Origin of the sequence: Bosea vestrisii (assembly GCF_030144325.1) — a bacterium.
Lineage (GTDB): Bacteria > Pseudomonadota > Alphaproteobacteria > Rhizobiales > Beijerinckiaceae > Allobosea > Allobosea vestrisii_A.
Window position 1 is genome coordinate 2,477,872 of the sequence record NZ_CP126307.1, and the last position, 23,397, is coordinate 2,501,268.

At 66.0% G+C, this 23,397-nt stretch carries 22 protein-coding genes and 1 pseudogene; 8 read left to right on the forward strand and 15 right to left on the reverse strand.

Annotated features, from left to right (window positions below; translation table 11 throughout):
- Positions 1 to 52: 52 nt before the first annotated feature.
- Genes QO058_RS12330 through QO058_RS12340 form a run of 3 tightly spaced genes read left to right on the forward strand, consistent with a single transcriptional unit; the run spans position 53 to position 2,875 of the window.
- Entirely contained in the window at positions 53 to 367 is a 315-nt protein-coding gene (locus tag QO058_RS12330) for a (2Fe-2S)-binding protein (protein WP_284172321.1), read from the forward strand.
- On the forward strand, positions 360 to 1,724 hold the full coding sequence (locus QO058_RS12335) for an FAD/NAD(P)-dependent oxidoreductase (protein WP_284172322.1): 1,365 nt from the start codon (positions 360 to 362) through the stop codon (positions 1,722 to 1,724). The genes QO058_RS12330 and QO058_RS12335 overlap by 8 nt, the downstream gene beginning before the upstream one ends.
- The gene (locus QO058_RS12340; RefSeq protein WP_284172323.1) at positions 1,721 to 2,875 is read left to right on the forward strand and encodes an NAD(P)/FAD-dependent oxidoreductase; all 1,155 of its coding nucleotides are present in this window, start codon (positions 1,721 to 1,723) and stop codon (positions 2,873 to 2,875) included. Before QO058_RS12335 ends, QO058_RS12340 begins: the two co-directional genes overlap by 4 nt.
- Before the next feature lie 182 nt (positions 2,876 to 3,057).
- Here QO058_RS12340 and QO058_RS12345 read toward each other — a convergent pair whose 3' ends face one another.
- Positions 3,058 to 3,963, reverse strand: a complete 906-nt coding sequence (locus tag QO058_RS12345; protein WP_284172324.1) for a LysR family transcriptional regulator — start codon at positions 3,961 to 3,963, stop codon at positions 3,058 to 3,060.
- Between the two features lie 305 nt (positions 3,964 to 4,268).
- Here QO058_RS12345 and QO058_RS12350 point away from each other — a divergent pair, with 305 nt between their 5' ends.
- Positions 4,269 to 5,066 (forward strand): alpha/beta fold hydrolase, encoded by a 798-nt coding sequence (locus tag QO058_RS12350; RefSeq protein WP_284172877.1) that lies wholly within the window; start codon positions 4,269 to 4,271, stop codon positions 5,064 to 5,066.
- 409 nt (positions 5,067 to 5,475) lie between these two features.
- Here QO058_RS12350 and QO058_RS12355 read toward each other — a convergent pair whose 3' ends face one another.
- Entirely contained in the window at positions 5,476 to 6,654 is a 1,179-nt protein-coding gene (locus QO058_RS12355; RefSeq protein ID WP_284172325.1) for an OmpA family protein, read from the reverse strand.
- 47 nt (positions 6,655 to 6,701) lie between these two features.
- Positions 6,702 to 8,156 carry a caspase family protein gene (locus QO058_RS12360; protein WP_284172326.1) on the reverse strand — a complete coding sequence of 485 codons (1,455 nt, stop codon included), beginning with the start codon at positions 8,154 to 8,156 and terminating at the stop codon, positions 6,702 to 6,704.
- 212 nt (positions 8,157 to 8,368) lie between these two features.
- On the opposite strand from QO058_RS12360, the gene QO058_RS12365 reads away from it, so the two are divergent.
- From QO058_RS12365 to QO058_RS12375, 3 genes are all read left to right on the forward strand, one after another.
- A complete protein-coding gene (locus QO058_RS12365; protein ID WP_284172327.1) occupies positions 8,369 to 9,589 on the forward strand; it encodes a DUF4399 domain-containing protein in 1,221 nt (406 codons plus the stop codon).
- 89 nt (positions 9,590 to 9,678) lie between these two features.
- The gene (locus tag QO058_RS12370; RefSeq protein WP_284172328.1) at positions 9,679 to 10,038 is read left to right on the forward strand and encodes a DUF4399 domain-containing protein; all 360 of its coding nucleotides are present in this window, start codon (positions 9,679 to 9,681) and stop codon (positions 10,036 to 10,038) included.
- Positions 10,039 to 10,071: 33 nt separating this feature from the next.
- The gene (locus QO058_RS12375) at positions 10,072 to 11,811 is read left to right on the forward strand and encodes an SUMF1/EgtB/PvdO family nonheme iron enzyme (protein WP_284172329.1); all 1,740 of its coding nucleotides are present in this window, start codon (positions 10,072 to 10,074) and stop codon (positions 11,809 to 11,811) included.
- Between the two features lie 32 nt (positions 11,812 to 11,843).
- Here QO058_RS12375 and QO058_RS12380 read toward each other — a convergent pair whose 3' ends face one another.
- From QO058_RS12380 to QO058_RS12425, 10 genes and pseudogenes are all read right to left on the reverse strand, one after another.
- Positions 11,844 to 13,322, reverse strand: coding sequence for a protein adenylyltransferase SelO (locus QO058_RS12380; RefSeq protein WP_284172330.1), 1,479 nt, complete (start codon positions 13,320 to 13,322; stop codon positions 11,844 to 11,846).
- Between the two features lie 83 nt (positions 13,323 to 13,405).
- The gene (locus tag QO058_RS12385; RefSeq protein WP_284172331.1) at positions 13,406 to 14,062 is read right to left on the reverse strand and encodes a flavin reductase family protein; all 657 of its coding nucleotides are present in this window, start codon (positions 14,060 to 14,062) and stop codon (positions 13,406 to 13,408) included.
- Positions 14,063 to 14,071: 9 nt separating this feature from the next.
- Positions 14,072 to 14,956, reverse strand: a complete 885-nt coding sequence (locus tag QO058_RS12390) for an alpha/beta hydrolase (protein ID WP_284172332.1) — start codon at positions 14,954 to 14,956, stop codon at positions 14,072 to 14,074.
- 10 nt (positions 14,957 to 14,966) lie between these two features.
- Positions 14,967 to 15,662 carry an ABC transporter ATP-binding protein gene (locus QO058_RS12395; protein ID WP_284172333.1) on the reverse strand — a complete coding sequence of 232 codons (696 nt, stop codon included), beginning with the start codon at positions 15,660 to 15,662 and terminating at the stop codon, positions 14,967 to 14,969.
- A 7-nt stretch (positions 15,663 to 15,669) separates the two neighbouring features.
- A pseudogene (locus QO058_RS12400) lies at positions 15,670 to 16,431 on the reverse strand (ABC transporter ATP-binding protein); the annotation flags it as partial.
- Entirely contained in the window at positions 16,424 to 17,395 is a 972-nt protein-coding gene (locus tag QO058_RS12405; protein ID WP_284172334.1) for a branched-chain amino acid ABC transporter permease, read from the reverse strand. The gene QO058_RS12405 and the pseudogene QO058_RS12400, both read right to left, overlap by 8 nt.
- Positions 17,396 to 17,403: 8 nt before the next feature.
- Positions 17,404 to 18,318 (reverse strand): branched-chain amino acid ABC transporter permease, encoded by a 915-nt coding sequence (locus QO058_RS12410; protein ID WP_284172335.1) that lies wholly within the window; start codon positions 18,316 to 18,318, stop codon positions 17,404 to 17,406.
- Between the two features lie 62 nt (positions 18,319 to 18,380).
- The gene (locus QO058_RS12415; protein ID WP_284172336.1) at positions 18,381 to 19,577 is read right to left on the reverse strand and encodes an ABC transporter substrate-binding protein; all 1,197 of its coding nucleotides are present in this window, start codon (positions 19,575 to 19,577) and stop codon (positions 18,381 to 18,383) included.
- Between the two features lie 55 nt (positions 19,578 to 19,632).
- The gene (locus QO058_RS12420; protein ID WP_284172337.1) at positions 19,633 to 20,544 is read right to left on the reverse strand and encodes a fumarylacetoacetate hydrolase family protein; all 912 of its coding nucleotides are present in this window, start codon (positions 20,542 to 20,544) and stop codon (positions 19,633 to 19,635) included.
- Between the two features lie 12 nt (positions 20,545 to 20,556).
- Complete coding sequence (locus QO058_RS12425) at positions 20,557 to 21,681, reverse strand: cupin domain-containing protein (protein WP_284172338.1); 1,125 nt, start codon at positions 21,679 to 21,681, stop codon at positions 20,557 to 20,559.
- 121 nt (positions 21,682 to 21,802) lie between these two features.
- Here QO058_RS12425 and QO058_RS12430 point away from each other — a divergent pair, with 121 nt between their 5' ends.
- Positions 21,803 to 22,546 (forward strand): GntR family transcriptional regulator, encoded by a 744-nt coding sequence (locus tag QO058_RS12430; RefSeq protein WP_284172339.1) that lies wholly within the window; start codon positions 21,803 to 21,805, stop codon positions 22,544 to 22,546.
- A gap of 40 nt (positions 22,547 to 22,586) precedes the next feature.
- Here QO058_RS12430 and QO058_RS31080 read toward each other — a convergent pair whose 3' ends face one another.
- Together QO058_RS31080 and QO058_RS31085 are read right to left on the reverse strand one after the other, a co-directional pair.
- A complete protein-coding gene (locus QO058_RS31080; protein WP_347976564.1) occupies positions 22,587 to 23,000 on the reverse strand; it encodes an aspartate dehydrogenase domain-containing protein in 414 nt (137 codons plus the stop codon).
- A complete protein-coding gene (locus tag QO058_RS31085; protein WP_347976398.1) occupies positions 22,889 to 23,395 on the reverse strand; it encodes a hypothetical protein in 507 nt (168 codons plus the stop codon). Before QO058_RS31085 ends, QO058_RS31080 begins: the two co-directional genes overlap by 112 nt.
- Positions 23,396 to 23,397: the final 2 nt, after the last annotated feature.

Below are 23,397 nucleotides of genomic sequence, written 5' to 3' on the forward strand. Positions count from 1 at the left end.
TTTTATCAATATTCGAGAACTATTATCGCATTGAAATAACTTTGAGATTCGCATGGACGCTCCGAGGGCCCAGTTCCGCCGTGTCGCGGCCCGCGCGGGACGACAGGTGAAGCTCAGCTTCGAGGGCGCGGCGATCCGTGCGACGACCGGCGATAGCGTCCTTGCCGCGCTGCTGGAGAGCGGTGCCCTGATCCGGCGGCTGGAGTTCGGGGCTGAGCCGCGTGCCGGCTTCTGCCTGATGGGCGCTTGCCAGGATTGCTGGGTCTGGAGTGCCGAAGGCGGCCGGATCAGGGCGTGCACCACCGAGGTCGCCGACGGCATGATCCTGTTCGCCGAGCCGCAGCCATTGGTCGGTGCAGATGGCTGACATCGTCATCGTCGGAGCCGGCCCGGCCGGCATCAGCGCTGCCGAGGTGCTGTGCGCGAAGGGGCTGAGGCCGGTCCTGATCGACGAGGGAGCACGGGCGGGCGGCCAAGGCTATCGCCGGCCGGCCGACGATCTCGCGCTCGACATGAACCGGCTGATGGGTTCGGAGGCCGGGAAATACGCGGCGCTGCATCGCCGCTTCGAGGCGCTGAGGCCGAAAATCGACTATCGTCCGCGGACATTGGTCTGGGCCGTCGACGGCCACACTCTGCACCTACTGCAGGAGGGGCGGGCCGAGACGCTCGCCTTCGACAAGCTGCTGATCGCCAGCGGGGCGATGGACCGGGTGGCGCCGCTTTCCGGCTGGACCTTGCCCGGCGTGTTCACCCTCGGTGGCGCGCAGGTCGCGCTGAAGGATCAGGGCTGCCTGATTGGAAGCCGCGTCGCCTTCCTGGGCTCATCGCCTCTCTTGGCGCTGGCGGCGAAGCAGTATCGCGACATGGGTGCGGAGATCGCCGTGATCGCCGATACGACGCCGTTTGCCGCCAAGGTCGCCACGCTGCCGGCGCTGCTGCGCTCGCCGCGGACGCTGCTGCGTGGCATCTCGTATATGGGCGCGTCGCTGCGTGCCGGGACGCATATGCTGCACGGCGTGACGCCGGTCGCCGTCGAGGGCGAAGGCCGCGTCGAGGCCCTGCTGCTGCGCGATGCGCAGGGCCGCGAACGGCGTTTCGCCTGCGATGCGGTCGCGCTCGGCTACGGCCTGAAGCCGGAGACGCAGCTCGCTGACCTGGCGCAGGCCGAGTTCGCCTATGATCTGGATTTCAGGCTGTATCTGCCGAAGATCGACGGCCTCGGACGGGCCCGGCCCGGCCTCTATCTCGCCGGAGACGGGGTGCGGATCGGCGGCGCCGACGCAGCCGAGGCGAGCGGCGCGCTCGCCGCTCACGCGATCCTCGCCGATCTCGGCCAGCCGCAGGATATCGCGGTTGTGAGGCGATTGGCACGACAGGTCGAGCGCCTGCGCGCTTTCCAGCGTGGCCTGGCGCGTGCTTTCGCCTGGCCGGCGGCGCAGATCGCTGCCCTGCCGGATTCCGTCATGCTCTGCCGCTGCGAGAACGTGAGGATCGGCGAGGTCCGCACGGTGATGGCCAAGGAACTCGGCCCGATCGAGGTCAACCGGGTCAAGGCGATGACGCGCTGCGGGATGGGGCGCTGCCAGGGCCGGGTCTGCGGTCCTGCCTTGCAGGAGATCGTCGCGGCGAAGGCTGGGTGTGACGGCGCTGCGGTCGGGCGATTGCGCGGCCAGGCTCCGATCAAGCCAATCGCGCTCGCCGCCGCCGGGAACCCGGCATGAGCGGCCACACCAGCGATGTCGCGATCGTCGGTGGCGGGCTGATCGGCGCCTGGACCGCCTTCTTCCTCGCCCGGCGCGGACAACGCGTGACCTTGATCGAGAAGGGCGTGGTCGGCGCGCAGTCGAGCGGCGTCAATTTCGGGAACCTGCGTCTCCAGGGCCGCTTTCCGGGCCAGTATCCGCTGTCCCTGCGCTCTCAGGCGCTCTGGGAGGATTTCGAGGCACTGATCGGCGAGGGTTGCGAGTTCGAGCAGACCGGCCACCTCTATCTCGCCTATGATGAAGACGAGCACGCTAGGCTCGAAGGCTACGCCAAGGTCTCCGAATCCCACGGACTCGCCATCGAACGGTTTGGATCTACCGAGCTCAAGCGGCGCTGGCCCTGGCTCGGCGAGCGCGCGGTCGCGGCGACCTTCTCGGCGCGCGACGCCACCGCCAATCCGCGTCTCGCCACCCCGGCCATTGCGCGGGCCGCCGCAAGGCACGGAGCCGTCATCCGCGAGAACACGCCTGTCACGGCAGTCGAGCGCTCGGGCGACGGTTTTGTGCTGACACTGGCCGACGGAGAAAAGTTGAGCTGTGGCGCGCTCGTCAACTGCGCCGGCGCCTGGGCACTCGAGATCGCGGAGAGGTTCGGCGAAACGGCGCCGGTCTTTCCGGCCGGCCCGCCCCAGTTCGTGACGGAGCCGTTTCCCTATCTGATCGGCCCGTCGGTCCAGGCGATCGACGGTTCGGTGATCTTCCGCCAGATCCCGCGCGGCAACATCATCCTGGCCGGCTATCCACGTACGGCGGCAGATCCGGTGAACAACCGCGCGCCGGTCCCTCCCGCCAAGACGCTCGCGGCGATGCGGGCATTGGCGCGTGTCGCGCCAATGCTCGCGCAGTGCCATGTCATCCGCGTCTGGTCCGGCATCGAGGCCTATCTGCCCGACATGATCCCGGTGATCGGGCAAAGCGAGACGACGGCCGGACTGTTCCATGCCTTCGGCTTCTGCGGCCATGGCTTCCAGATCGGCCCAGGCGTCGGGCTCTGCCTGAGCGAGATGATCATGGACGGAGCGACACAGACGCCTCTGGAGCCCTTCTCGATCGGGCGCTTTCGTTCCACAGCGACGATTAGCGAGAAGTTCCGCAAAGAATTCGACTGACTGCCTGGTTTCTCTTGCCGAGTTCGTGCCGCCCTTCGTGCTTAAACTCGGAGGAAAGCTGCCCCAATTTTCCTGGATGCGCTAGATGCCGAGCGCCGACCTTTCCGCGCCAATCTGGAGTTGCCCGCTTTTCCGTTGTCGGGCTTCGAGACGGCCGAGCGTGCGTGACGCCCTGCCCGCCCCTAGAAGTCGCCCGTGATCGACAGAGCCTGCATCTGCAGGTGCTGCCACAGCGATTCCGCAACAGGGCCATGCGGCCGATCCCGCCGGCGGATGGCCGCTACGGTTTCGGCCCGACCGGGCAGATCTATGCCAGTGATCGACAGCAGCCTGCCGTCCCGGAGCTCATCTGCGATGAGCCATGCCGGCAGATGTCCCCAGGCCAGCCCATGCAGGATCAGCTCCTTCTTCATCTGATGGTCTGGAACGGAACAGCGCTGTGAGCCCTCGACCAGGAAATAGCCGTCCGGCGAGGGCCGCCGCGCCGTGTCCCGGATGACGCATTGGGTGTAGGGCCGCATCTGCTCGGGTGTGACTGCAGCTCCCGGGGCGAACGACAGAAACCCTGGTGCCACGACTGGCAAGAATTCCACTGCGCAAAGATCGACACGCTCGAGGCGCGGGTCCGACGGGTCAGCGCGGTGGAAGATCAGGTCCGCCTGGCCATCCAGCAGGCGCTCGATCGGCCCATTGATCGTTTCATAATCTAGGTGCAGGCGTGTCCGGTTGCGGCTGGAGAAGAACTGGCTGAGTAGGCGCAGAGCAGGTGGCCGCGGGCAGACATCGCCCAGGACCACGCGGAGGATCGTTTCCTCCCCGCTCGCCAGTTGCTCGGCATAGCTGTGCAGATGGTCGAGCTGGCGGAGCGTCAGCCGAGTGCGCGCATGGAACAGCTCTCCCGCCTCGGTCAGGCTCACCCTATAGCCGCTGCGGTCGAGCAAGGTCAGCTTCAGGACGTGCTCGAGGCGCGCGACAGCGGCGAAGACGGATGGGTGCGACCGATTCAGGGCAAGGGCGGCGGCCTGGAAGCTGCCTTTGATCGCCACAGCATCGAAACACCGCAGGTCGTGGTGTTTAAGGCCATTCATTGTTGCTAAATCCTACAGAGATTGTCGCACCATAGTAATATTACCCAACGCTGGCGTGGTCTAGCTGTACTGCCCAGCGTCCACGGGAAGCCGATCTCCGGGCCACCGCGCTGGAGCATTCGTCTTGTCAGCAGCGGAGGACACGAAGCATGACATTTCTCGTCACGCGACGCGGCGCAATGGCGCTCGGCGGCTCGGCCTTGTTTTTTCCGCGCCCTGCAATCGCCCAAGCCGACAACCGATCTCCGGGGATCGGCGCGATCCAGAAGGTCGCCAACTCAAACCCGCAGAAGAAAGAGGATAAAATGACTGACTTGCGTCATTTCACGGCTGGAGACGGCTGCCGGATCGCCTATAGCCTGGAGGGAGCAAAAAACCTCCCCGTGCTCGTTCTCTCGAATTCCATCGCCACAAACCTCAGCATGTGGGACGGGCAGGTTAAGGAGCTTTCGAAGCAATTCCGTGTACTGCGTTACGATTCTCGTGGTCACGGCAAGTCCGATACACCGATCGGTGCTTACTCGATCGACCGACTGGGTCGTGATGTGATCGAGTTGCTCGATTCACTTGAGATCGCACGGGCGCATTTCTGTGGCCTGTCGCTGGGTGGATGGGTTGGGCAGTGGTTGGGTGTCCATACACCGGACCGCATCGCGCGGCTCATTCTCTCCAACACCACGCCGTATCTTGGGCCGCCGTCCAATTTCGACGAGCAGATCCGAACCGTGCTTGCGGTCGAGGACATGTCGGACACGGCGGACCAGTTCATGCGCAACTGGTTTCCGGCCTCGATGCTGGCGGGCCCGAACGAGATTGTCGATACGTTCCGCGCCATGGTCTTGGCGACGCCACCGCGAGGCCTCGCGGGATGTTATGCGGCGCTGCGTGATAGCGACCTGCGCCGGACGATCGCACTGATCAAGGCACCGACCCTGGTGATCGGCGGCAAGGATGACAAAGTCACCTTGGCCAGCCACAGCGAAGAGATCGCGGCGACTATTCCTGGTGCCAAGCTAATACTGCTGCCAGGTGTGCATATGCTTAATGTAGAGCAGCCGGCAGAGTTCCTCAGCGCAGTAACAGGCTTCCTGACGGCGGCTTGAGCGCGGGTTTGGCCGGCTCGGCAAATGACCGGCGAACTTGGAGTTCAGCTTCATGAGCGCTGAGCGCCCACTTCTGCAGGTCGATGATGGTGCCGGCCTCAGCGTTCCGTATCATTGCCGCGGCGCCTACAGGAGGCTTTACCTTCTCCGGCAAGGCTGGAGAGGGGCACATAATATACCGTGGTTGAAGGCAGCGGATGAGCTCTCCAAGGCACCTGATTTCAACTTTATCTGTCAGCGCTAGATCTCTATCAACCCTTCAGGCATGACTTCCGGCTGAATAGAGCCGCTCGCAATCCATCAAATCGCGAATGCCTAGCCAGGCGAGAGCCGGTGGCTCGAAACCGAGTGCCATTAAGATAGCGGGTGAGCGAAAAGCACCGGGCTTGCCCAAACTGCTTCGTATCTGTCAGCAGCCGATCACCTTGAATTCTACCCGCCGGTCGAGCGCGTCGCTGCCGTCGTCCTTGCCGGTTCCGATAAGGTTTTCCTTGAAGCCGCGCCCGCTCGCGATCATGCGGGTGCGGTCTTCCGGCATGCCGGTCAACAGCAGATCCATGACGAACTGGGCGCGAAGCGCAGAGAGACGCTCATTCACCTGAGGTGGCCCGGTGCGCGAGGTGTGCCCGACGACCTCCAGGCAAGCTCCCTTTTGGCGCGCGCGCGTCGCAATCTGGCTGAGCCACATCGGATAGGGTTCGGTGATCCCAGGATCATCGATGAACTGCGTGGTCCCGGGTTTGAACAGCAGCTTCACCATGAGCTGGTTGGCGCCCAGGCCGTAATCGATGAGATCCCCGAAGGCATCGACCATGTCGTCACGCCTCGCGAGCTTGCTGGCGGCGAGATAGGTCCCGATCCTGACCCGGTGCTGCTCGCCGCCCGGCAACGTACGCGCTGCCCGATAATAGGCCAGCGCCTCGCGGAAGCGCTGGGCTTCATAGGCAAGGATGCCGTCATTGACAAAGGCGTTGGCAGTCAGCCGTTCGACATAGGCCGGGTCGATGGTCTCGCCGAGCTTCGTGCCCTGACAGGTCTTGATATAGACGTCGGTGGCCTGGTCCTTCGTCCAGAGCGGCGCGTCGCGATAGTATAGGGTCGGCGTTGTGTCGACGCCCTCGATCCGGGCACGTGCCACGCCCTTCGAGACGACGCTGTTCGACTTCAGGTCCGCAAGCGTCAGGCAGATCCGGTAGGCGTCACGCGCGCCGTCCGTCGCTCCGTTGTTGTTCACCGCCGTGAAAGTCCCGACCAGCACGACCGGCTTGCGCGCCAGCCAACCGCTGTCGAAGGAACGCACGGTGAAACGCGGATAGGATTTGCGGACGATCTCGATCAGCGTCTGCTGCATCGAGCGGGTGGCGGTCGATTGCGAGCCGGAAGCCGCGTCGATCAGCGGATCGATGACGAGATCGACCTGCTGGTCAGTGAGCGCCGCCTTGCCGAAGAGGTCGTCGGCCGCCTTCTGCAAAGCTTGTTGGAAGGGCACTGGCGTGGGTGGCGGCGCCGATTGGGCCGATGCGGCGGCGGCACTCGCCAGAAGCGTCAGCGGAATCAGAATGCGGCCGAAGCGCGTGAGGATCGACATGCTTCATTCCTCCCCGTGTCAGGCGTCCGCCGACCTCTCAGCACCGCTCAACGGCATTGCTGAAGCTGTTCGCGCGCTGCCGGCGTCAGTTCTCCGAGCTGAGCCCGGAGCAGAAGTTCGCTGCACTGCGTCTTGGTCTGCATCGTCGCAGCCGGAGTATCGACGCGACGCTCGACCGGACGCGGTGCACTCGCCGGCGCGGCCTGGGGCTGTGTCGAGCGATCGGGCGGCGAGGGCGTCAGCGTGCCAAGTCGCGCCGCCATCGCCTGCTCGACATTGCGACGTTCTTCGGCCAGGCGCCGCTTCTCGACTTCGAGCGCGGCCAGCTCCTTCTCGCGGCGGGCCAGTTCGTCCGCGAGACGGGAGCGCTCGGCCGGATCCCTGGCCGCTTGCTTGGGCGGGCTCGGGACCGGTTTCACCTGTGTGGTGTCGTTGGTCGCGGCCGGCGGCCGCACCGGCTCGCCGGGTTCCTGCCGGGCAAGGTCGGTCGCGGCCTGCTTGCGCCCCTGCTCGGCCTGTTCGAGCCGCTCAAGCAGCGCCCGCTCGCGCTCTGCGAACTCGCGCACCAACCTGTCGCGTTCAGTGGCCGCACCCGAGCGGCGCTCGATCAGATCGAGGCGCGTGCGTGCGTCGATGGACAAAGAGCTGGTGGGATAGCGCTGCATGAAATCCCGGAGAACGTCGGGCTCGTCAGCAGAGCGGATGCGCTGCCAGACGCTGGCATCGGTCTCCGCGAGATTAAGGTAGAAATCGCCGAGCAACGACAGCGAGAGCTCCGGCGTTTGCCGTCCTGCGGTTGCATCATAGACGCTCTTCTGGACGCGGCGGAACAGGGCCGCCACCTCGAGTCCCGGCTGGTCGATCTCGTGCACCAGCGCCGCCGTGAACGGGCTGTTGCGGCCGGTGCCGTCGGCGGCGACATCGTTGGCCTGCGTCGCATAGGCGATGACCATGCCTTGTGCCCGCGCCACGGGGGCAAGGCCCGAGCCGACCGAGAAGCCGCGTGTCGCCTGTCTCTTGGCGAGCTGATTGACGAAAGGATTGTTACGACAGGCGTCCAGCACCATGATCTTGACGCCCTTGGCGAAGTTCAGCGCCGTGACGACGTCGTTCAGCCGCGTCGTCTCGTACTGGACGCCGGCCTCGTCCTCGATCTTGGCCTCAACCGGCACGAGATAATTCTCGCCGTTGAACTGGAAGCCGTGGCCGGCGAAATAGAACATCACGGAATCGGCATCCTGCGCCAGCCGGGCGAAGCGGGTCAGCGCCGCATCCATGCCGCGCTTGTCCAGATCGAGGCCGTCGATCACCTCGAAGCCGACTTTGCGCAGCGCCGCAGCCATGTCGCGGGCGTCGTTGACCGTATTCGGCAGGACGGGCGCATTACGATAGCTGGAATTGCCGATGACGAGCGCAACGCGGCGCTCTGAAGCCGGCGCGGCCATGGCCAGCCCCGTCAGCATGAGCATGATCAGCCCGCAGAGTCTGGCGATGAGGATCATGGCCCCCTTCCTACCGTCACAAGCTACCGCATGACTTCGCCGGACGCCAGAACAAAGCCACTCCAGCTACGTCAGCACCAAGTGTTCCGCTTGTAGACATGCAGCCGCGCTGGTAGCCTGCCTGCATTCGTCTCATGGATGGGGGGACGTCAATGCCATCGAGGGCGCTTCGCCTTATACCCGCCCTGGTACCGGCGGCTTTGGCGTGCGCCATGGCCATTGCTCTTCCGGTTGGCGAGGCTGTGGCCCAGGCGCGCGCAATGCAGCGCAGCCCGGCCCCGGCAACCGCCAAGCTCAGCTTCATCGGCCTCGCCGACAATGACCGAGTTCCCGGCAAGTTGACGGTCCGCTTTGCGATCAGCGGCATGGAGATCGCGCCCGCCGGGCAGGCCAAGCGCAATGCCGGGCACCATCATTTGCTGATCGACACCGGGCTACCGGCGCTCGACCAACCCATCCCGAGCGATTTCAACCACATCCACTTCGGCGGCGGACAGACCGAGGCCGAGATTGCGCTGACGCCAGGCCGGCACACGCTCCAGCTTCTCTTCGCCGACCATAACCATGTGCCGCACGACCCGCCGGTCGTGTCCGAGCGGATAACCGTCGAGGTCGCGGCCGATCCGGCAGACAAGCCGCGCTCCGCTGCGGCCCGTGGCGGCCGGGTCTTCTTCGTCGACCTCAAGGACGGCGCCACGATTCCCACCCGCGCGAAGATCCGCTTCGGCATCGAGGGCATCGTCATCACGCCCGCCGGCACGGTGAGCGCCAATGGCGGCCATCACCATCTGCTGGTCGATGCGGAGGTGCCGGCGCTCGACCGCGAGATCCCCAGCGATTTCAACCATCTGCATTTCGGGCGCGGCCAGACCGAGGTCGAGCTCTCGCTCCCGCCCGGCGAGCATACGCTACAGCTTCTCCTGGGCGATCATGAGCATGTCCCACATGATCCTCCGGTGATGTCCGAGCGGATCCGCGTGCGCGTCGTCGACACCGCGCAGGCTGGCTCCGTGGCATCCGCAGCCCCGGCGGCTGGAGCGGGCCGCCCGCGTACGGCTGCACCGAACGACGCCGCCGTCTACTTCATCTATCCGAAGGATGGCGCGACGATCTTCCCGAGTTCCACGATCCGCTTCGGACTGCGCAACATGGGCGTCGCTCCGGCCGGTGTCGCCAAACCGAACACCGGGCACCATCATTTGCTGGTCGACGTGCCGACACCTGCGCTCGGCGAGCCGATACCGTCCGACCTCAACCACATTCATCTTGGCGGCGGCCAGACGGAGCGGCGCATCACCTTGCCGCCCGGCAAGCATACGCTGCAGCTCCTTCTCGCGGACGCGAACCATGTGCCGCACGATCCCCCAGTCATGACGGAGCGCATCACCGTCACGGTGATGGCGGGCGGCCGCAGACCGGCGAGGCGCCGATGAGACCTTCGCGCCGTAGCTTGGTTGGCCTCCTGGCCGCCTCTTGCGTAATGGCCGGCCCCTTCCGGTCAGCCGATGGGCTGGCGCAGGCCGTGAAGCGGCAGAAGCCGCCACCCGGCGCGCTCGTCTATTTTCACTATCCCCTCGACGGCTTGCGCGTGCCGGAGCGCTTCACCGTCCGGATCGGGCTGCGCAACATGGGTGTCGCGCCGGCTGGTGTCGAGCACACGGCGACCGGCCATCACCATCTGCTGATCGATACCGATCCCGGCCCGCCCGGCCAGCCGATCCCGTCCGATTACAACAATATCCATCTTGGCAACGGTCAAACGGAGGTTGTCGTCACCTTGCCGAAAGGGCCTCATACGCTGCAATTATTGCTGGGGGACCACACCCATACGCCGCATGATCCGCCCGTGATGTCGCCGAAGATCACGATCTATGTGCGCTGAGACTGCGGCAGCCCGCGCCCCGAGGTGCTACCGATGACGAATGGTCGCTACATGGGCTGGTTGCGCTCCTTCCTCCTCGCCGTCCCGCTCGTCGCGCTCGCGGCAATCCCTGCCCTGCCGCAGGAGACTGCGCTGCCCACCCGCATTGCGCTGGTGATCGCCAACGGTACCTACCCCGACGCGGCCATCGCCCAAGTGCCGGCGCAGGGCCGTGCCGTTGCCGCCGCCTTGCGCGAAGGCGGCTTCGAGGTGATCGCGGTAGAAAATGGGTCCCGGGCGGACATGCGGCAGGCCATCGCCCAGTTTGCCGGCAAGCTGCGCCCCGGCGCTGCGGCCGTGGTGTTCTATTCCGGCCACGCCGTGCAGCAGCGCGACCGCGATTTCCTCGTGCCGATCTCGCCCAATCCGGTACAGGATGCAGTCGATCTCGACGAGATCATCGACCCCCTGATCATTGCCAAGCCGTCCAGTGCGCTCGTGCTGATCGACGCCAGCCGCGACAATCCCTGGCAGGCGCGAGGCAAGGGCCTGCGTGCGACCGAGCGGCTCGAGACCGTCGCTGTGATGTTCACCGCCTCGCCGGGAAAAACCGTCGCCGACTCCGGCCCCCGTGGCAACCCAGCGGTCGAGGAATGGCTGAAGGCGATCCGCACGCCCGGTCTCGACATGGCGGCGGCAGTCGAGCGCGTACGCGACGCGGTGGCGAAGGCGAGCCGGCGCAGCCAGCAAATCTGGCTCTCATCCGCGCCACCGAAGGGGCTCGTCGTGACGCCTGTTGGCCAGCCTGTCGCAGTCGCGCAGGCGAACCGCGCCGTCATCCTGTCACCACCTGGTTCCGAGACCTCGCCGGACGCCTTTGAACTCGCCTTCTGGGAATCGATCCGCAACAGCGAGAACGCCAGCGAATACCGCGCCTATCTCGACGCCTATCCGAATGGCCGTTTCTCGGCGCTGGCGCGCGCCCGCGAGCAGCTCTACCGCGGCAAGCCCGGAGTGGCTTCGCCTGCAGCCTCGGCCAGTCGCCCACCACCTGCTGCAACGCCCGCCGCACCGGGGCCGAAGACAGGCTCGATCCGCGATTGCAGCGACTGTCCCGAACTGACGGCGATACCGCCGGGCTCCTTCCAGATGGGTTCGAACGATCTTTACGAGTTCGAGAAGCCCGTTCACCCCGTTGCCGTGCGCGGCTTCTATCTCGGCACGCGGGAGGTGAATTTCGAGGAATGGGACCGCTGCGTAAACGAGGGCGGCTGCAACTACCGGCCTGACGATCGCGGGCTGGGGCGTGGCAAGCGCCCCGTCACCGATATTCATTGGAACGACGCCAATGCCTATCTCGCCTGGCTATCGACCAAGACGGGAAAGCGCTATCGGCTGCCGAGCGAGAGCGAATGGGAATATGCCGCGCGTGCCGGCACGGCGACGACCTATCCCTGGGGCCAGGCCGTGGAGAAGGACCGCGCGAACTGCCTGGGCTGCAACGATCAGCCGCGCCGCAGCGCCGTCGCCTCGGGCCAGTATCCGCCCAACGCCTTCGGCCTCTACGACATGGCTGGCAACGCGGCCGAATGGGTCGCGGATTGCTGGAGCGAGAATTATCGTGCCGCACCACGCGACGGCAGCGTCCAAGTGGTGCCCGGTTGCCGCGAGCGCGTGCTGCGCGGCGGCTCCTTCAACAACGATCCCCGTTATCTGCGCTCGGCGGCCCGCTTCAAATACGAGGCCGATGTGCGTTTCTACACAAACGGTTTCCGGGTCGCGCGCGAACCCTGACGGTCGCTCGTATTGCCACGGTTGGCCGAGTGCTACGTACCGCAGAACGTCGCCGTCACTCGTTCATGGAAAGCTGGGGGCAGCGCGTAGTCCTCGCGTCCTGGCTGCCTGTCGTATGGCCTGGCCAGAACAGCAATCAGTTCCTCGAAGGGGCCGAGATCACCCTGCTCGACGGCTGCCTGGATCGCCGCTTCCACGCGGTGATTTCTTGGAATGAACAGCGGATTGATTCGGCACATCGCATTCTGCCGCGTCTCGGCTGGGACGGGCTCTTTGAGCAAGCGCTCGCGCCACCGGCTCTCCCAGTCGTCCAACTCGGCGGGGTTGCCGAACAGGTCGCGGCAAGCGGAGCCATTCGCGGCCTGTAGGGCATCCTCACTCAGCCGCCGGAACACCAGTGTGAAATCGGCCTGCCCGCGCTGCATCGTTTCGAGCAACGCCTTGATGAGCTCGACGTCGTCAGGGTCGTCGGTGACAAGGCCGAGCTTCTGGCGAAACCCAGCGACCAAACTACTTTGAAACAGCCCATCGAAATGGTTGAGCACATCCTGCGCGATCGACACGGCCTTGTCCTGGTCGTCCGCCAGGAGCGGCAGCAGCGCTTCGGCGAACCGGGTCAGATTCCAGCGCGCGATCGGTGGCTGGTTGCCATAGGAATAACGTCCGTACTCATCGATGGAGCTGAACACGGTACCTGGGTCGTAGGTGTCCATGAAGGCGCACGGCCCATAGTCGATGGTCTCGCCCGCGATCGACATGTTGTCCGTGTTCATCACGCCATGGATGAAACCGATCAACATCCAACGTGCGACGAGTGCGGCCTGCGCGGCGATGACGGCCTCAAGCAAGCCAAGGTACGGATTGCCACTGCCGGCCGGGTCCGGATAGTGCCGAGCGATGACGTGATCGGCGAGAAGGCGCAAAGCCTCGACATCGCCGCGCGCTGCGAAGAACTGGAAAGTGCCGATCCTGATATGGCTGGAGGCGACGCGGGTCAGGATCGCGCCTGGCAAAACTGTCTCTCGCCTGACGCCCTCGCCCGTTAGGACCGCAGCCAAGGCTCGCGTCGTGGGCACGCCTAATCCTGCCATCGCCTCGCTGACGATATACTCGCGCAGAACCGAGCCCAATGCGGCCCGGCCGTCTCCTCGCCGGGAGAACGGGGTCGGGCCTGCGCCTTTGAGTTGGATGTCGCGGCGCTGGCCGTGGCGGTCCACCACCTCCCCAAGCAAGATGGCACGCCCATCGCCAAGCTGTGGGCTGAAGCCGCCGAACTGGTGACCCGCGTAAGCTGTCGCGATCGGAAAAGCCCCCGCGACAACGCTGTTGCCTGCCAGCATCGCAATGCCCTCGGGCCCACTCAGCCAATCGGGGTCGAGACCAAGTTCGGATGCCAGGGGAATATTCAACCGAACGAGCCGGGGCGCTGCGACGCCGGTCGGACGGACCGGTGCGTAGAAGCGCTCCGGAAGGCGAGCATAGGAATTGTCGAAGGGAATTATGACCATCACCGGTAGATATGCGCGAGACGCAGCACCGCAACACAAGGCTTGAGCGCTAGTTGCGCGATCGACCTGCCCAAGCGCTCGAACGTTCAGGATTCGGCACCGGCCTCGTCTCGCAGTACCCGCTCTCGCCATTCGGCCCAGATCGGCCGCTTCAGGTGAAACAGGTCGGAGGTCCGGAGATAGGCCTCTCCGCCATGCATGCGGGCAATCAGCTCGAGTGAGGGGGTATCGATATGGCAGCGCTCGGCATCCAGCACGAAGCGGTCCTCGACATGGGCGCACAGGACGCGGCCGATAACGATGGTCTGCAGCGGTCCGGTGACCAGCGAGGTGAGAGCCTGGCATTCGAACGCGACCCGCGCTGTCTCGATACGCGGCGGAGCGACGAAACGTGACGGCGCAGCCTCCAGCTCGGCCAGCGCCAGCTCGTCGACCTCAGGCGGCGCATCGATGCAGGTCGTGTTCATCGCCGATGCGTCGGTTTCCGCCACCAGGTTGACGACGAACTCTCCGGTTTCGAGGATGTTGGCGGCGGTATCCTTGAGCAGGCCGGCCCTCGGCATGATGCCGATGGCGACGGTCGGCGGATCGTTGCCCATCATGTTGAAGAAGCTGAATGGAGCGGCGTTGAGCACGCCATCGCGCGACAGTGTGGTGATCCAGGCGATCGGCCGCGGCACGATCGTCGCCGTCATGATCTTGTAGCGGTCCTGCGGTGGCAGCGCGCCGATGTCGAAGAACATGTCCGGGCCTCAGTCCTTCGGTCCGGAGCTGCCCATCGCCTTTGCGAGGGCGGGCGCCAACACGCCATCAGGCCTGGCCAGGTCCAGCGCGATGTCGAAATGATTGTGCCGCGGCATGGCGATCACCTTGCCGGCGTGCCCCGCCGCCATCCAGGCCGCGGCGTAATCGGCGGTCTGTCGCCGGAACTCGCTGGTTTCCAGGCCGCCGACCGAGGCCAGCAACGTCGTGGCCGAGCTCTCGGGGATGTGCCGGATCGGGCTGTTGCGGGTGATCGCGGCATCGTCCAGCCCGAGCCAGGCATCGACATGGGTGGCGCGCAGCGGCGCGATGTCGTGCAGTCCCGACAAAGCAAGGCCGACCGTGATCGCGTCGTCCGGCAGCCCGAAACCGGCCTGCCAGCCGCCGGCCAGAAGCATCCCGACGAGATGACCGCCGGCCGAGGAGCCGCCGACGGCAAGGCTACCAATGCCGTATTGCGCGCTCCTGGCATGGAGGAAGGCGACGGCGGCGCGCGTCTGTCTGATGATCTCGTCGAGCGAAGCCTGCGGCGCCAGCGTGTAGTTCATCACCGCGACGGCAAAGCCATGCGCCTTCGGACCCGGCACGACGAAAGCGTTGTCGTCCTTCGAGCTCGCCCGCCAATAGCCGCCATGGACCCAGAGGAAGAGCGGTGCGCCGGGTTCGGCAGGATAGAAGTCGAGCGTCTCGCCGCTGGCCTCGTCATAGACGATGTCGGCGATGCGTTCGTTCTCTCGCTGCACCTCTGCGCTGACGGAGACGTATTTGGCATATTCCGCGTCGAAGGAGGCGACGCTTTCGCGGGCATTGTATTCACGGTCGAGCGTGGCGCGGTCGAAGCCGCGATAGACCGGTTCGCTGGCGGTTTGTGCCATGGCGGTGTCCTCACAGACCGAGATAGCGGCTGGCGAAATCGGGATCGTCGTGGAGCGCGGCCGGCGTGCCGGCCCAGACGATCCGCCCCTTCTCGACGACGTGGTGGCGATCGACCAGGGACGCCATCTCCGCCAGATTCTTGTCGACGACGACGATGGTCTGCCCGGCCTGCTTGAGCATCTGCAGGCAGCGCCAGATCTCGGCGCGGATCAGCGGCGCGAGCCCCTCGGTCGCCTCGTCGAGGATGAGCAGGCGCGGATTGGTCATGAGGGCCCGGCCGACAGCCAGCATCTGCTGCTCGCCGCCCGACAAGGTCCTCGCCGACTGGCGCCGCCTTTCGCCGAGGCGCGGGAACAGGTCGATGACGCGCGGCAGCGTCCAGTGCCCGGCGCTGCTGCCGCGCGCAGTGGCGACCAGGTTCTCCTCCACCGTCAACGAGGGGAACACTCGCCGCCCCTCCGGCACGAGGCCGATGCCGAGCCGGGCGATCGCGTTCGGCGCCAGGCCGGACAGCCGCCGGCCGTCGAAGACGATCTCGCCGCCGGTGGGCTGCGTCAGCCCCATAATGGCGCGGATGGTGGTGGTCTTGCCCATGCCGTTGCGCCCGATGAGCGAGACGACCTCGCCGGCGCGGGCCTCGAAGGACAAGCCGAACAGGACCCGCGCTTGGCCGTAGCCCGCCGCGAGGTCGCGTACGCTCAGCATGCCGGCTCTCCCCGAGATAGGCGGCGCGGACTTGCGCGTCGCTGCGTACCTCCGCCACCGTGCAGGTAAAGATGACGCGCCCATAGACCAGGACGCTGACACGGTCCGCCAGCGCGAACACGGCGGCCATGTCGTGCTCGACCAGAAGGATGGCGTAGCGCCGCTTCAGCCCGTCGAGCAGGCGGGTCATCGCCGCCGATTCCTCCGGTCCGAGCCCGGCCATCGGCTCGTCGAGCAGCAGCAGCTTCGGTTCGCGTGCGAGCGCGACCGCGATCTCGAGCTGCCGGCGCCGGCCATGGGCGAGCGTCTCCGCCCGCCTGTCGGCGAGATCCCCGAGGCCGACTTCGGCGAGCCGCTCCCGCGCGCTGGCGATCGCGCCGGCATTGCCGCGCGGGTTCGAAATCATGTCGAACGAGCCGCCGCGGCGGGTCTCGATCGACAGCAGCACGTTCTCGATGGCGCTGAAGTCCGGGCAGAGCTGGGTGATCTGAAAGGTCCGCCCAAGCCCGAGCCGCGAGCGCAGATGCGGGCGCAGCCGGGTGACGTCCTGCCCGTCGAACAGGATGCGGCCGGCATCCGGCTTCAATTCCCCGCAGATCTGGGTGATCAGCGTCGATTTTCCGGCGCCGTTCGGGCCGATCAGCGCGTGGAGCTCGCCTGCGCGAATGTCGAGTGTGACGTCATCGGTCGCGACCAGGGCTCCGAAGGCCTTGCGCAGCCCGTCGATCGCCAGGATCGGCGCCTGCTGCTGAGAGGACAATTCAGCCATTGCGCTCTCCGAACAGGCGCCCGGCGATGCCGCGGCGGCCGAACAGAGCGACCAGCGTCAGGATCGGGCCCATCACGATCATCCAATGCTCGGTCCAGATCGAGAGGATCTGTTCGAGCGCGATGAAGACGGCGGCCCCGGCGATCGGGCCGAGCAGCGTGCCGAGCCCGCCGAGCACGACGATGGCGATGAACTCGCCCGACTTGCTCCATGCGGCCATGTCGGGCGAGACGAAGCGGGCGTAATTGGCCCAGAGCACGCCGGCGAGGCCGGTCCCGATCGCGGAGATGACGAAGGCGGTGAGCCGGAACGGGAACGGATCGACGCCAAGGTTGATCGCGCGTCGCTCGCTTTGCCGCAGCGCTTGGAGAACCAAGCCGAAACGGGAGTTCACGACCCGGGCGCAGAAGGCCGTCCAGCCGATCAGCAGCGCGACGCAGACATAGTAGAAGGTCGTCGGCCGCGAGAGGTCGACGAAAGGCAGCGTATTGCGCCGGTCGAGGAGCAGGCCGTCATCGCCGCCATAGCTCTGCAGCGAGACGAGCACGAAGAAGACCATCTGCGCGAAGGCCAGCGTGATCATGATGAACTGGACGCCGCTGGTCTTCAGCGAGAGCGTCCCGACGATCGCGGCCAGAAGCGCGCAGGCCACCAGCGCCAGCGGCCAGACGATCAGCGCCGCATTCGAGCCCTGCCAACCAAGGAGCGGCTCGCCCGCGCCGGTGTGGAAGGCAATGATGCCGACGGCGTAGCCGCCGAGCCCGAAGAACATGGCGTGGCCGAAGCTGACCAGCGCGCCATAGCCGAGGATGAGATCGAGGCTGACGGCGGCGATGGCGTAGATGGCGATACGGTTGGCGAGGCCGAGCAGCCCTGCCGAGCCGGTCAGCTGCGCGAGAAAAGGGGCCGTCAGCAGGAGTAGGAGTCCGCCGGTGATGACGGCGAGGCGGAGACGGGAGGTCATCATCGCGCTCATCCCCTGGCCGGCAGCAAGCCGTTCGGCCGCACGAGGAGGACGATCGCCATCAGCACGTAGATGCTGGCCGACACCAGCCCGGCGCCGAGCGTGTCGGCGGTCGAGGCCGGCAGCGATAATTGCAGGAGCTGCGGAATGTAGGCCCGCCCCAGGCTGTCGACCATGCCGACGAGCAGGGCTCCGACGAGCGCGCCGCGAACCGAGCCGACGCCGCCGACGACGATGACCACGAAGGTGGTGATCAGCACCCGCTCGCCCATGCCGATCTCGATGGCCAGCAGCGGCGCCGCCATGACACCGGCGAGGCCACACAGCGCGCCGCCGAGGCCGAAGACCAGCGTGTAGAGCCGGCGGATGTTGACGCCGAGCGCATCGACCATTTCGCGGTCGTCTGCACCGGCCCGGATCAACATGCCGACGCGGGTGTGATTGACCAGCGCCCACAGGCCGATCGCGACCAGCGCCCCGGTCACGATGAAGGCGATGCGCATGAGCGGGTAGTCGAGGCCAGGAAGCAGCGGAACCGAGCCCTGCAGGAAGGGCGGAATGTCCATCAGCGGCGGACGGCGCCCGAAGATCAGGCTCACCGCTTCGTTGGTGAACAGGATCAGGCCGAGCGTCGCCAGCACCTGGTAGAGGTGATCGCGGCGATAGAGCCATTGCACCACCGCGACCTCGACAAGCACCGCATAGAGCCCGGCGCCGATCAGGGCGGCCGCGATGCCGACCAGGAAGGAGCCGGTGGAGAGGACGGCGAAAGCCGCGCTATAGGCGCCGACCATGTAGAAGGCGCCATGGGTGAGGTTGATCACTCCCATGATGCCGAAGATCAGCGTCAACCCCGATGCCAGAAGAAACAGCATCGATCCGTATTGCAGGCCATTGAGAGCCTGCTCGACAAAGAGGATCATCTCCACACGCCCTTGTTGCGCGGTGAATCAGGCGTCAAAAACTGTCGGTTGTTTCGCAGCGCTCAGTTGAGCTTGCACTGCGCTGCATAAGCGTCGCCGTAGTCCTCGGCGATCTTGCGGACCATCGTCTGCACGATCTCGCCGGACGGTAGCTTCTCGAACTTCGTCAGGTAGTAGTCCTGGACCGGGTGCTGATTGGGCCCGAAGGAGAACTTCCCGCGCACGGCCGTGAACTGCGCCGCCCGCAGCGCCTTGCGGAATTCGTCCTGCTTGGCGATATCGCCATTCACCGCCTTGAGGGCGCTGCCGATCAGGTTGGCCGTATCGTAGGCCTGCTGGGCATACATGGTCGGCGTCCGCGAATAGGCCTTGCGGAAGGCTTCCACGAAGGCCTTGGAGGCAGGCGTGGTGGCCTCCGGCGTCCACAGCGCGGAGGCGTAGATGCCGTCTGCGGCATCGCCGGTCGCGCCGACCATGTGCGCATCCATCGAGAAGGCCGGGATCAGCATGGGAATGCTCTTCGCCAGGCCGGCATTGGCATATTGCTTGGCGAAGTTGATGCCGGCGCCGCCCGGGTGGAACTGGTAGATCGCCTCCGGCGCGAGCGAGCGGACGCGTGCAAGCTCGACCGAGAAGTCGGTCTGGTCGAGCTTGGTGTAGATTTCGCCGGTGATCTCGCCCTTGAAGGTGCGCTTGAAGCCCTCAAGCGCATCGCGGCCGGCCTGATAGTTCGGCGCCAGCAGTGCGACCCGCTTGTAGCCGAGCCGGTTGGCGGCGAGCCCGGCCGCCTCGTGGAAAGCGTCGTTCTGGTAGGAGGCGACGAAATAGTTTCGGTGGCAGCGTTCGCCGGCGAAGGAAGAGGGGCCCGGATTGAGGCTGACATAGTAGCCGCCGGATTCCAGCACGCCCGGAACCACGGCAGCGAGCACATTCGAGAAGTTCACGCCGGTGAAGAGCTTGACGCCGGACTGGATCAGCCGGTCGGCGGCCTGCTTGGCGTTCGCCGGCTTCAGCGCGTCGTCCTCGATCGCGAGATTGACAGGGACGCCGCCGAGCTTGCCGTCGGTCAAGGCAAGCTGGAAGCCGGCGCGGATATCCTCGCCAATATAGCCGGCCGGCGTCGACAGTGTGGTGATGAAGCCGATCGTGACCGGGGCGCTCGCGCCGGCCTGGGCGAAGGCCGATTGCGTCATCGGCATTGCCGCTGCCGATGCGAGGCTGGCGACGATCATCCGGCGCGTAAATGCTGACCTGTTCATCGAATTCCCCTCCGTTGCGGCGCGGCTGTCGCCGCTGCCCTTTGTCGTTTGGATGTCAGGCCGCCACGACGGGGTGGCGGATCTGGCCGATGCCGTCGACGCCGGCCTCGACCACGTCGCCCGGCCAGAGCCACTCCTGCGGCGTCCGGCCCGCCCCGACGCCGTCCGGCGTGCCGGTGGCGATGATGTCGCCGGGTTCCAGCGTGATCGCCGCGCTGATGTCCGCAATCAGGGTCGGGATCTTGAACAGCATGTGGCGCGTGTTGGAGCGCTGCTTGGTCTGCCCGTTGACGGTCAGCCAGAGGTCGAGCGCATGCGGATCGGTGATCTCGTCGGCCGTCACGATGCAGGGGCCGAAGGGCGCGTAGGTGTCCTGCCCCTTCGAGTAGATCCACTGGCCGGCCCGGCGGTTGTCGCGGGCGCTGACGTCGATCATCACGCTGTAGCCGAAGACGAAGCCCATCGCCTCGGCCTCCGTGACGCGGCGCGCGGTCCGGCCCATGACCACCGCGAGCTCGACCTCCCAGTCGAGCTGCTGCGTGATCTTGGCGTTGTGCTCGATCGCTTCGCCGGGGCCGACGACGCTGGTCGGCGGCTTCGAGAAGATCACGGGCTGCTTCGGCAGGTCCTTTGAGGTGTCGAGCGCGGCGGCCGATTCCGCGACGTGCTCGACATAGTTGAGACCGATGCCGAAAATGTTCTTCCGCGGACGCGGGATCGGCGCCAGCAGCCTGACATTGGCGAGCGGGAAGGCGAAATGGGCAGGCCAGCGCCCACGATGCTGGTCCAGCAGCGCGCTCAGCGACGCCTGCCCGGCGGGGCCGAGATCGATCAGGCCGAGCATCGTCGAGGGCAGATCGAGGCCGGCACCGGCGCCGAGCGTGGCGACGTCGATGACGAGATCACCCTCGATGACGCCGAGCCGCGCTGCGGCCTCGATCGTGCTGCGATAGGTTACAAGACGCATGATCGGCAGCCCTCAGAGTGCGAGCGGCTGGTGGCCGCCATGGTCGCCGAACGCTTCCTCGCGATAGAGGCCGAGGGAGTTCATCACCGGCATGTCGTTGAAGGCGAAGAGGCAGGCATCGTCGCTGGCAGATGCGTTGGCGTGTTCGTGCCAGGCCCAGGATGGCACGCAGAAGATGTCGCGCTCCTGCCAATCGAAGCGCTTGCCGTCGATGACGGAGTGGCCGCTGCCCTTGGCGACCTGGTAGATGAAGCTGCCGGTATGGCGATGCGCCTTGGTCTTCTCGCCCGGCCGCAGCATCTGCATCGAGGCGCCGATCGTCTGCATCACCGGGCCGCCGGTGACGGGATTGACGTAGTTCATCAGGACGCCGTCGAAGGCCGAGCCGTCCGTCACCTTGGAAAACCGCGTCAACGCCTCGTAGGTCGGAGCCCATTCGTATTTCAGCAGCGGCGAATAGGGCTTGCCCCAGTCATGGCCGGCCGGCCGCAAGCCGGGATTGCCCCAGGCGCCGGTCATGTCGTCGACGGGATAGCCGACCGCTTGGCGCAGATCGGAATGGACCGCGTAGAAATTTGCTTCGAGCGTGTTGACCAGCGGGATGTCGAGACCGTCCTGCCAAATGCAGGTCGAGCCATCGGACGAGACGCCGTGCTCATGCCAGGTGCCGTTCGGCGTCAGCACGAAGTCATTGGCTCCGAGCGTCATCTTGTGGCCGTCGACGATCGTGTACGCGCCGGCGCCTTCCATGATGAAGCGCAGCGCCGAGGCTGAATGCGCGTGGGCGGACGCCGTCTCGCCGGGGTGCATGACCTGCAGGCCCGAATAGAGCCAGCCGACGGCGGCGGAGACGTCCCGACGGCCGGGATTGTTCAGATAGATCACGCGGCGGCCGGCCTTTTCGGGCGTGACCAGCTCGACCGAGCGCAGCACATGCTCGCGCAGGTCGCGATAGCGCCAGAGCACGGGGACAGAGGCCGATTTGGGCGCCCAAGGCTCGATCTTGTTGGCCACGGTCCAGAGCGCGCCTGCTTCGAGCGCCTCCAGCTGCTCGTAATAGGCCAGCAGCTCTGGCGTGTCCTCGACGTTCGCCCGGCCGGCGACGTCCTCTCGGTGGTTCTGCTTCGGAGTTGACATGGCGACCTCCTCTCAAACTATTGATTTTGGTTAGCATGCAGGATTTTCGAAAGAAAGATGTTTTTGCGTTAGATGTGTATTCGTGTACGGTCGACCCGGAACCGAGGAATGGGATCGAATCGTGCGCGTGAAGCGGAATGCGGCAGCTATGGCGAGCCATGAGGAGACGGCGTCCCCCGAGGCGTCGTTCACGGCCGCCGAAACCGCCTATCGGAAGCTGCGGAGCGACATCGTCGCGGGCGTCTTCGAGCCCGGGCAGCCGCTACGGCTCGAATTCCTGCGCCAGCGCTACGGGCTGAGCTTCTCGCCCCTGCGCGAGGCCTTGAACCGCCTGCAGACCGAAAGGCTCGTCCTCGCGGCGGCACTGCGCGGCTTTTCAGTCGCTCCGGTCTCGATCGAGGAGATGTGGGATGTGACGGAGACAAGAACGCTGATCGAATGCGAGGCACTGAAGCGGTCCATCGCTCGCGGCGACGATGACTGGGAGGCGGGCATCGTCGCGGCCTTCCACGCCCTCGACCTGCAGGTGCGCCGGCTCGCGCCGCTTGGCCGAGAGCTCAGCGTCGACGAGCTTTCAGCGCTCGAGATCCGCCATCAGGAGTTCCACAGGGCGCTCATCGCCAAATGTGGCTCGCGCCGGCTGATCAACCTGTCCGACCAGCTCCATGTCGAGACCCAGCGCTATCGCCTGCCAGCGCTCGCCGGAAAGATGCCGACGGGCCCGCGCGACGTCGCGTTCGAGCATCGGCAGATCATGGACGCGGCTCTCGCGAGAGATGCCGACAAGGCCCAGGATCTTCTCGCCGCGCATTATCGCAGGACAGCGGAACTGATCGAGGCACAGATGTCGCCTCGATCCGGTTGACCGCTGCGGGACGGGCCGAATCCCAATCTAGGCGGGCAGATCATTGAGAAAGCGGGCTGATCCTATTCCTGATCGCCCTGACGAGACTGAGTGCCGCCATCTCCGACGATTTCGGGTTACCGGCGAGCGGTTTGTTCTCGATCGTGAGGTTGAGACGCCCGAAGGCGCCGGAGACGCTCAGGCGATGACAGTTTGTGGCTACGCCGGGGTCCGCGACGAGCTCGACACGGGTTCTGTCCAGTCCGATGCCGGCGAGCGCCGAGATCGCCGCGACATTGGCGTTCTGAGGAAAACGAACCGCCGCCTCGCGGGCCGAGCCGGTGAAGAAGGTGACCGCTGCGGTTAGTTCGTCGAGCGCGACCATCTCTTCCGCCGGCGTGCCGCGCCGGGCCGCGGGCGGCTTGACGATGCTGTGGACGACCTCGTCGAGCGGCAGCGTTGATGCCGCCGCGATGGCGTCGACCCCGGCAAGCGCGCCGGGGGAAGAATGAGCTGGCTACCGTTGGCCTCTGCCGTCGCCAGGAGGCGCTCGAGCAATGCGGCATCGGTCAACGCGCTGGCCGATGCGATCGCGAAAGCCGGAGCGGAGCGCAGAGCCGCCTCGCCCCAGATCGCCACCGCCTCCCGGCCGGCGGCCTCCACCACGAGATCGAGCTCCAATCCGGCAAGCTGCCCAGGATCGGTCACGAGCTCCGCACCAGCGGGGATATCGTGTGCTCGCGCGCTTGAACGTACGCCGACAGCGACGATGGCGATACCGCGAGCGTCCTGCGCGCTCGCCAGCAGTTCTGCGACACGCCGGCTGATCGCGCCCCAACCGATGAGTGCGATCCGAAGCGGCTTGCGCATGC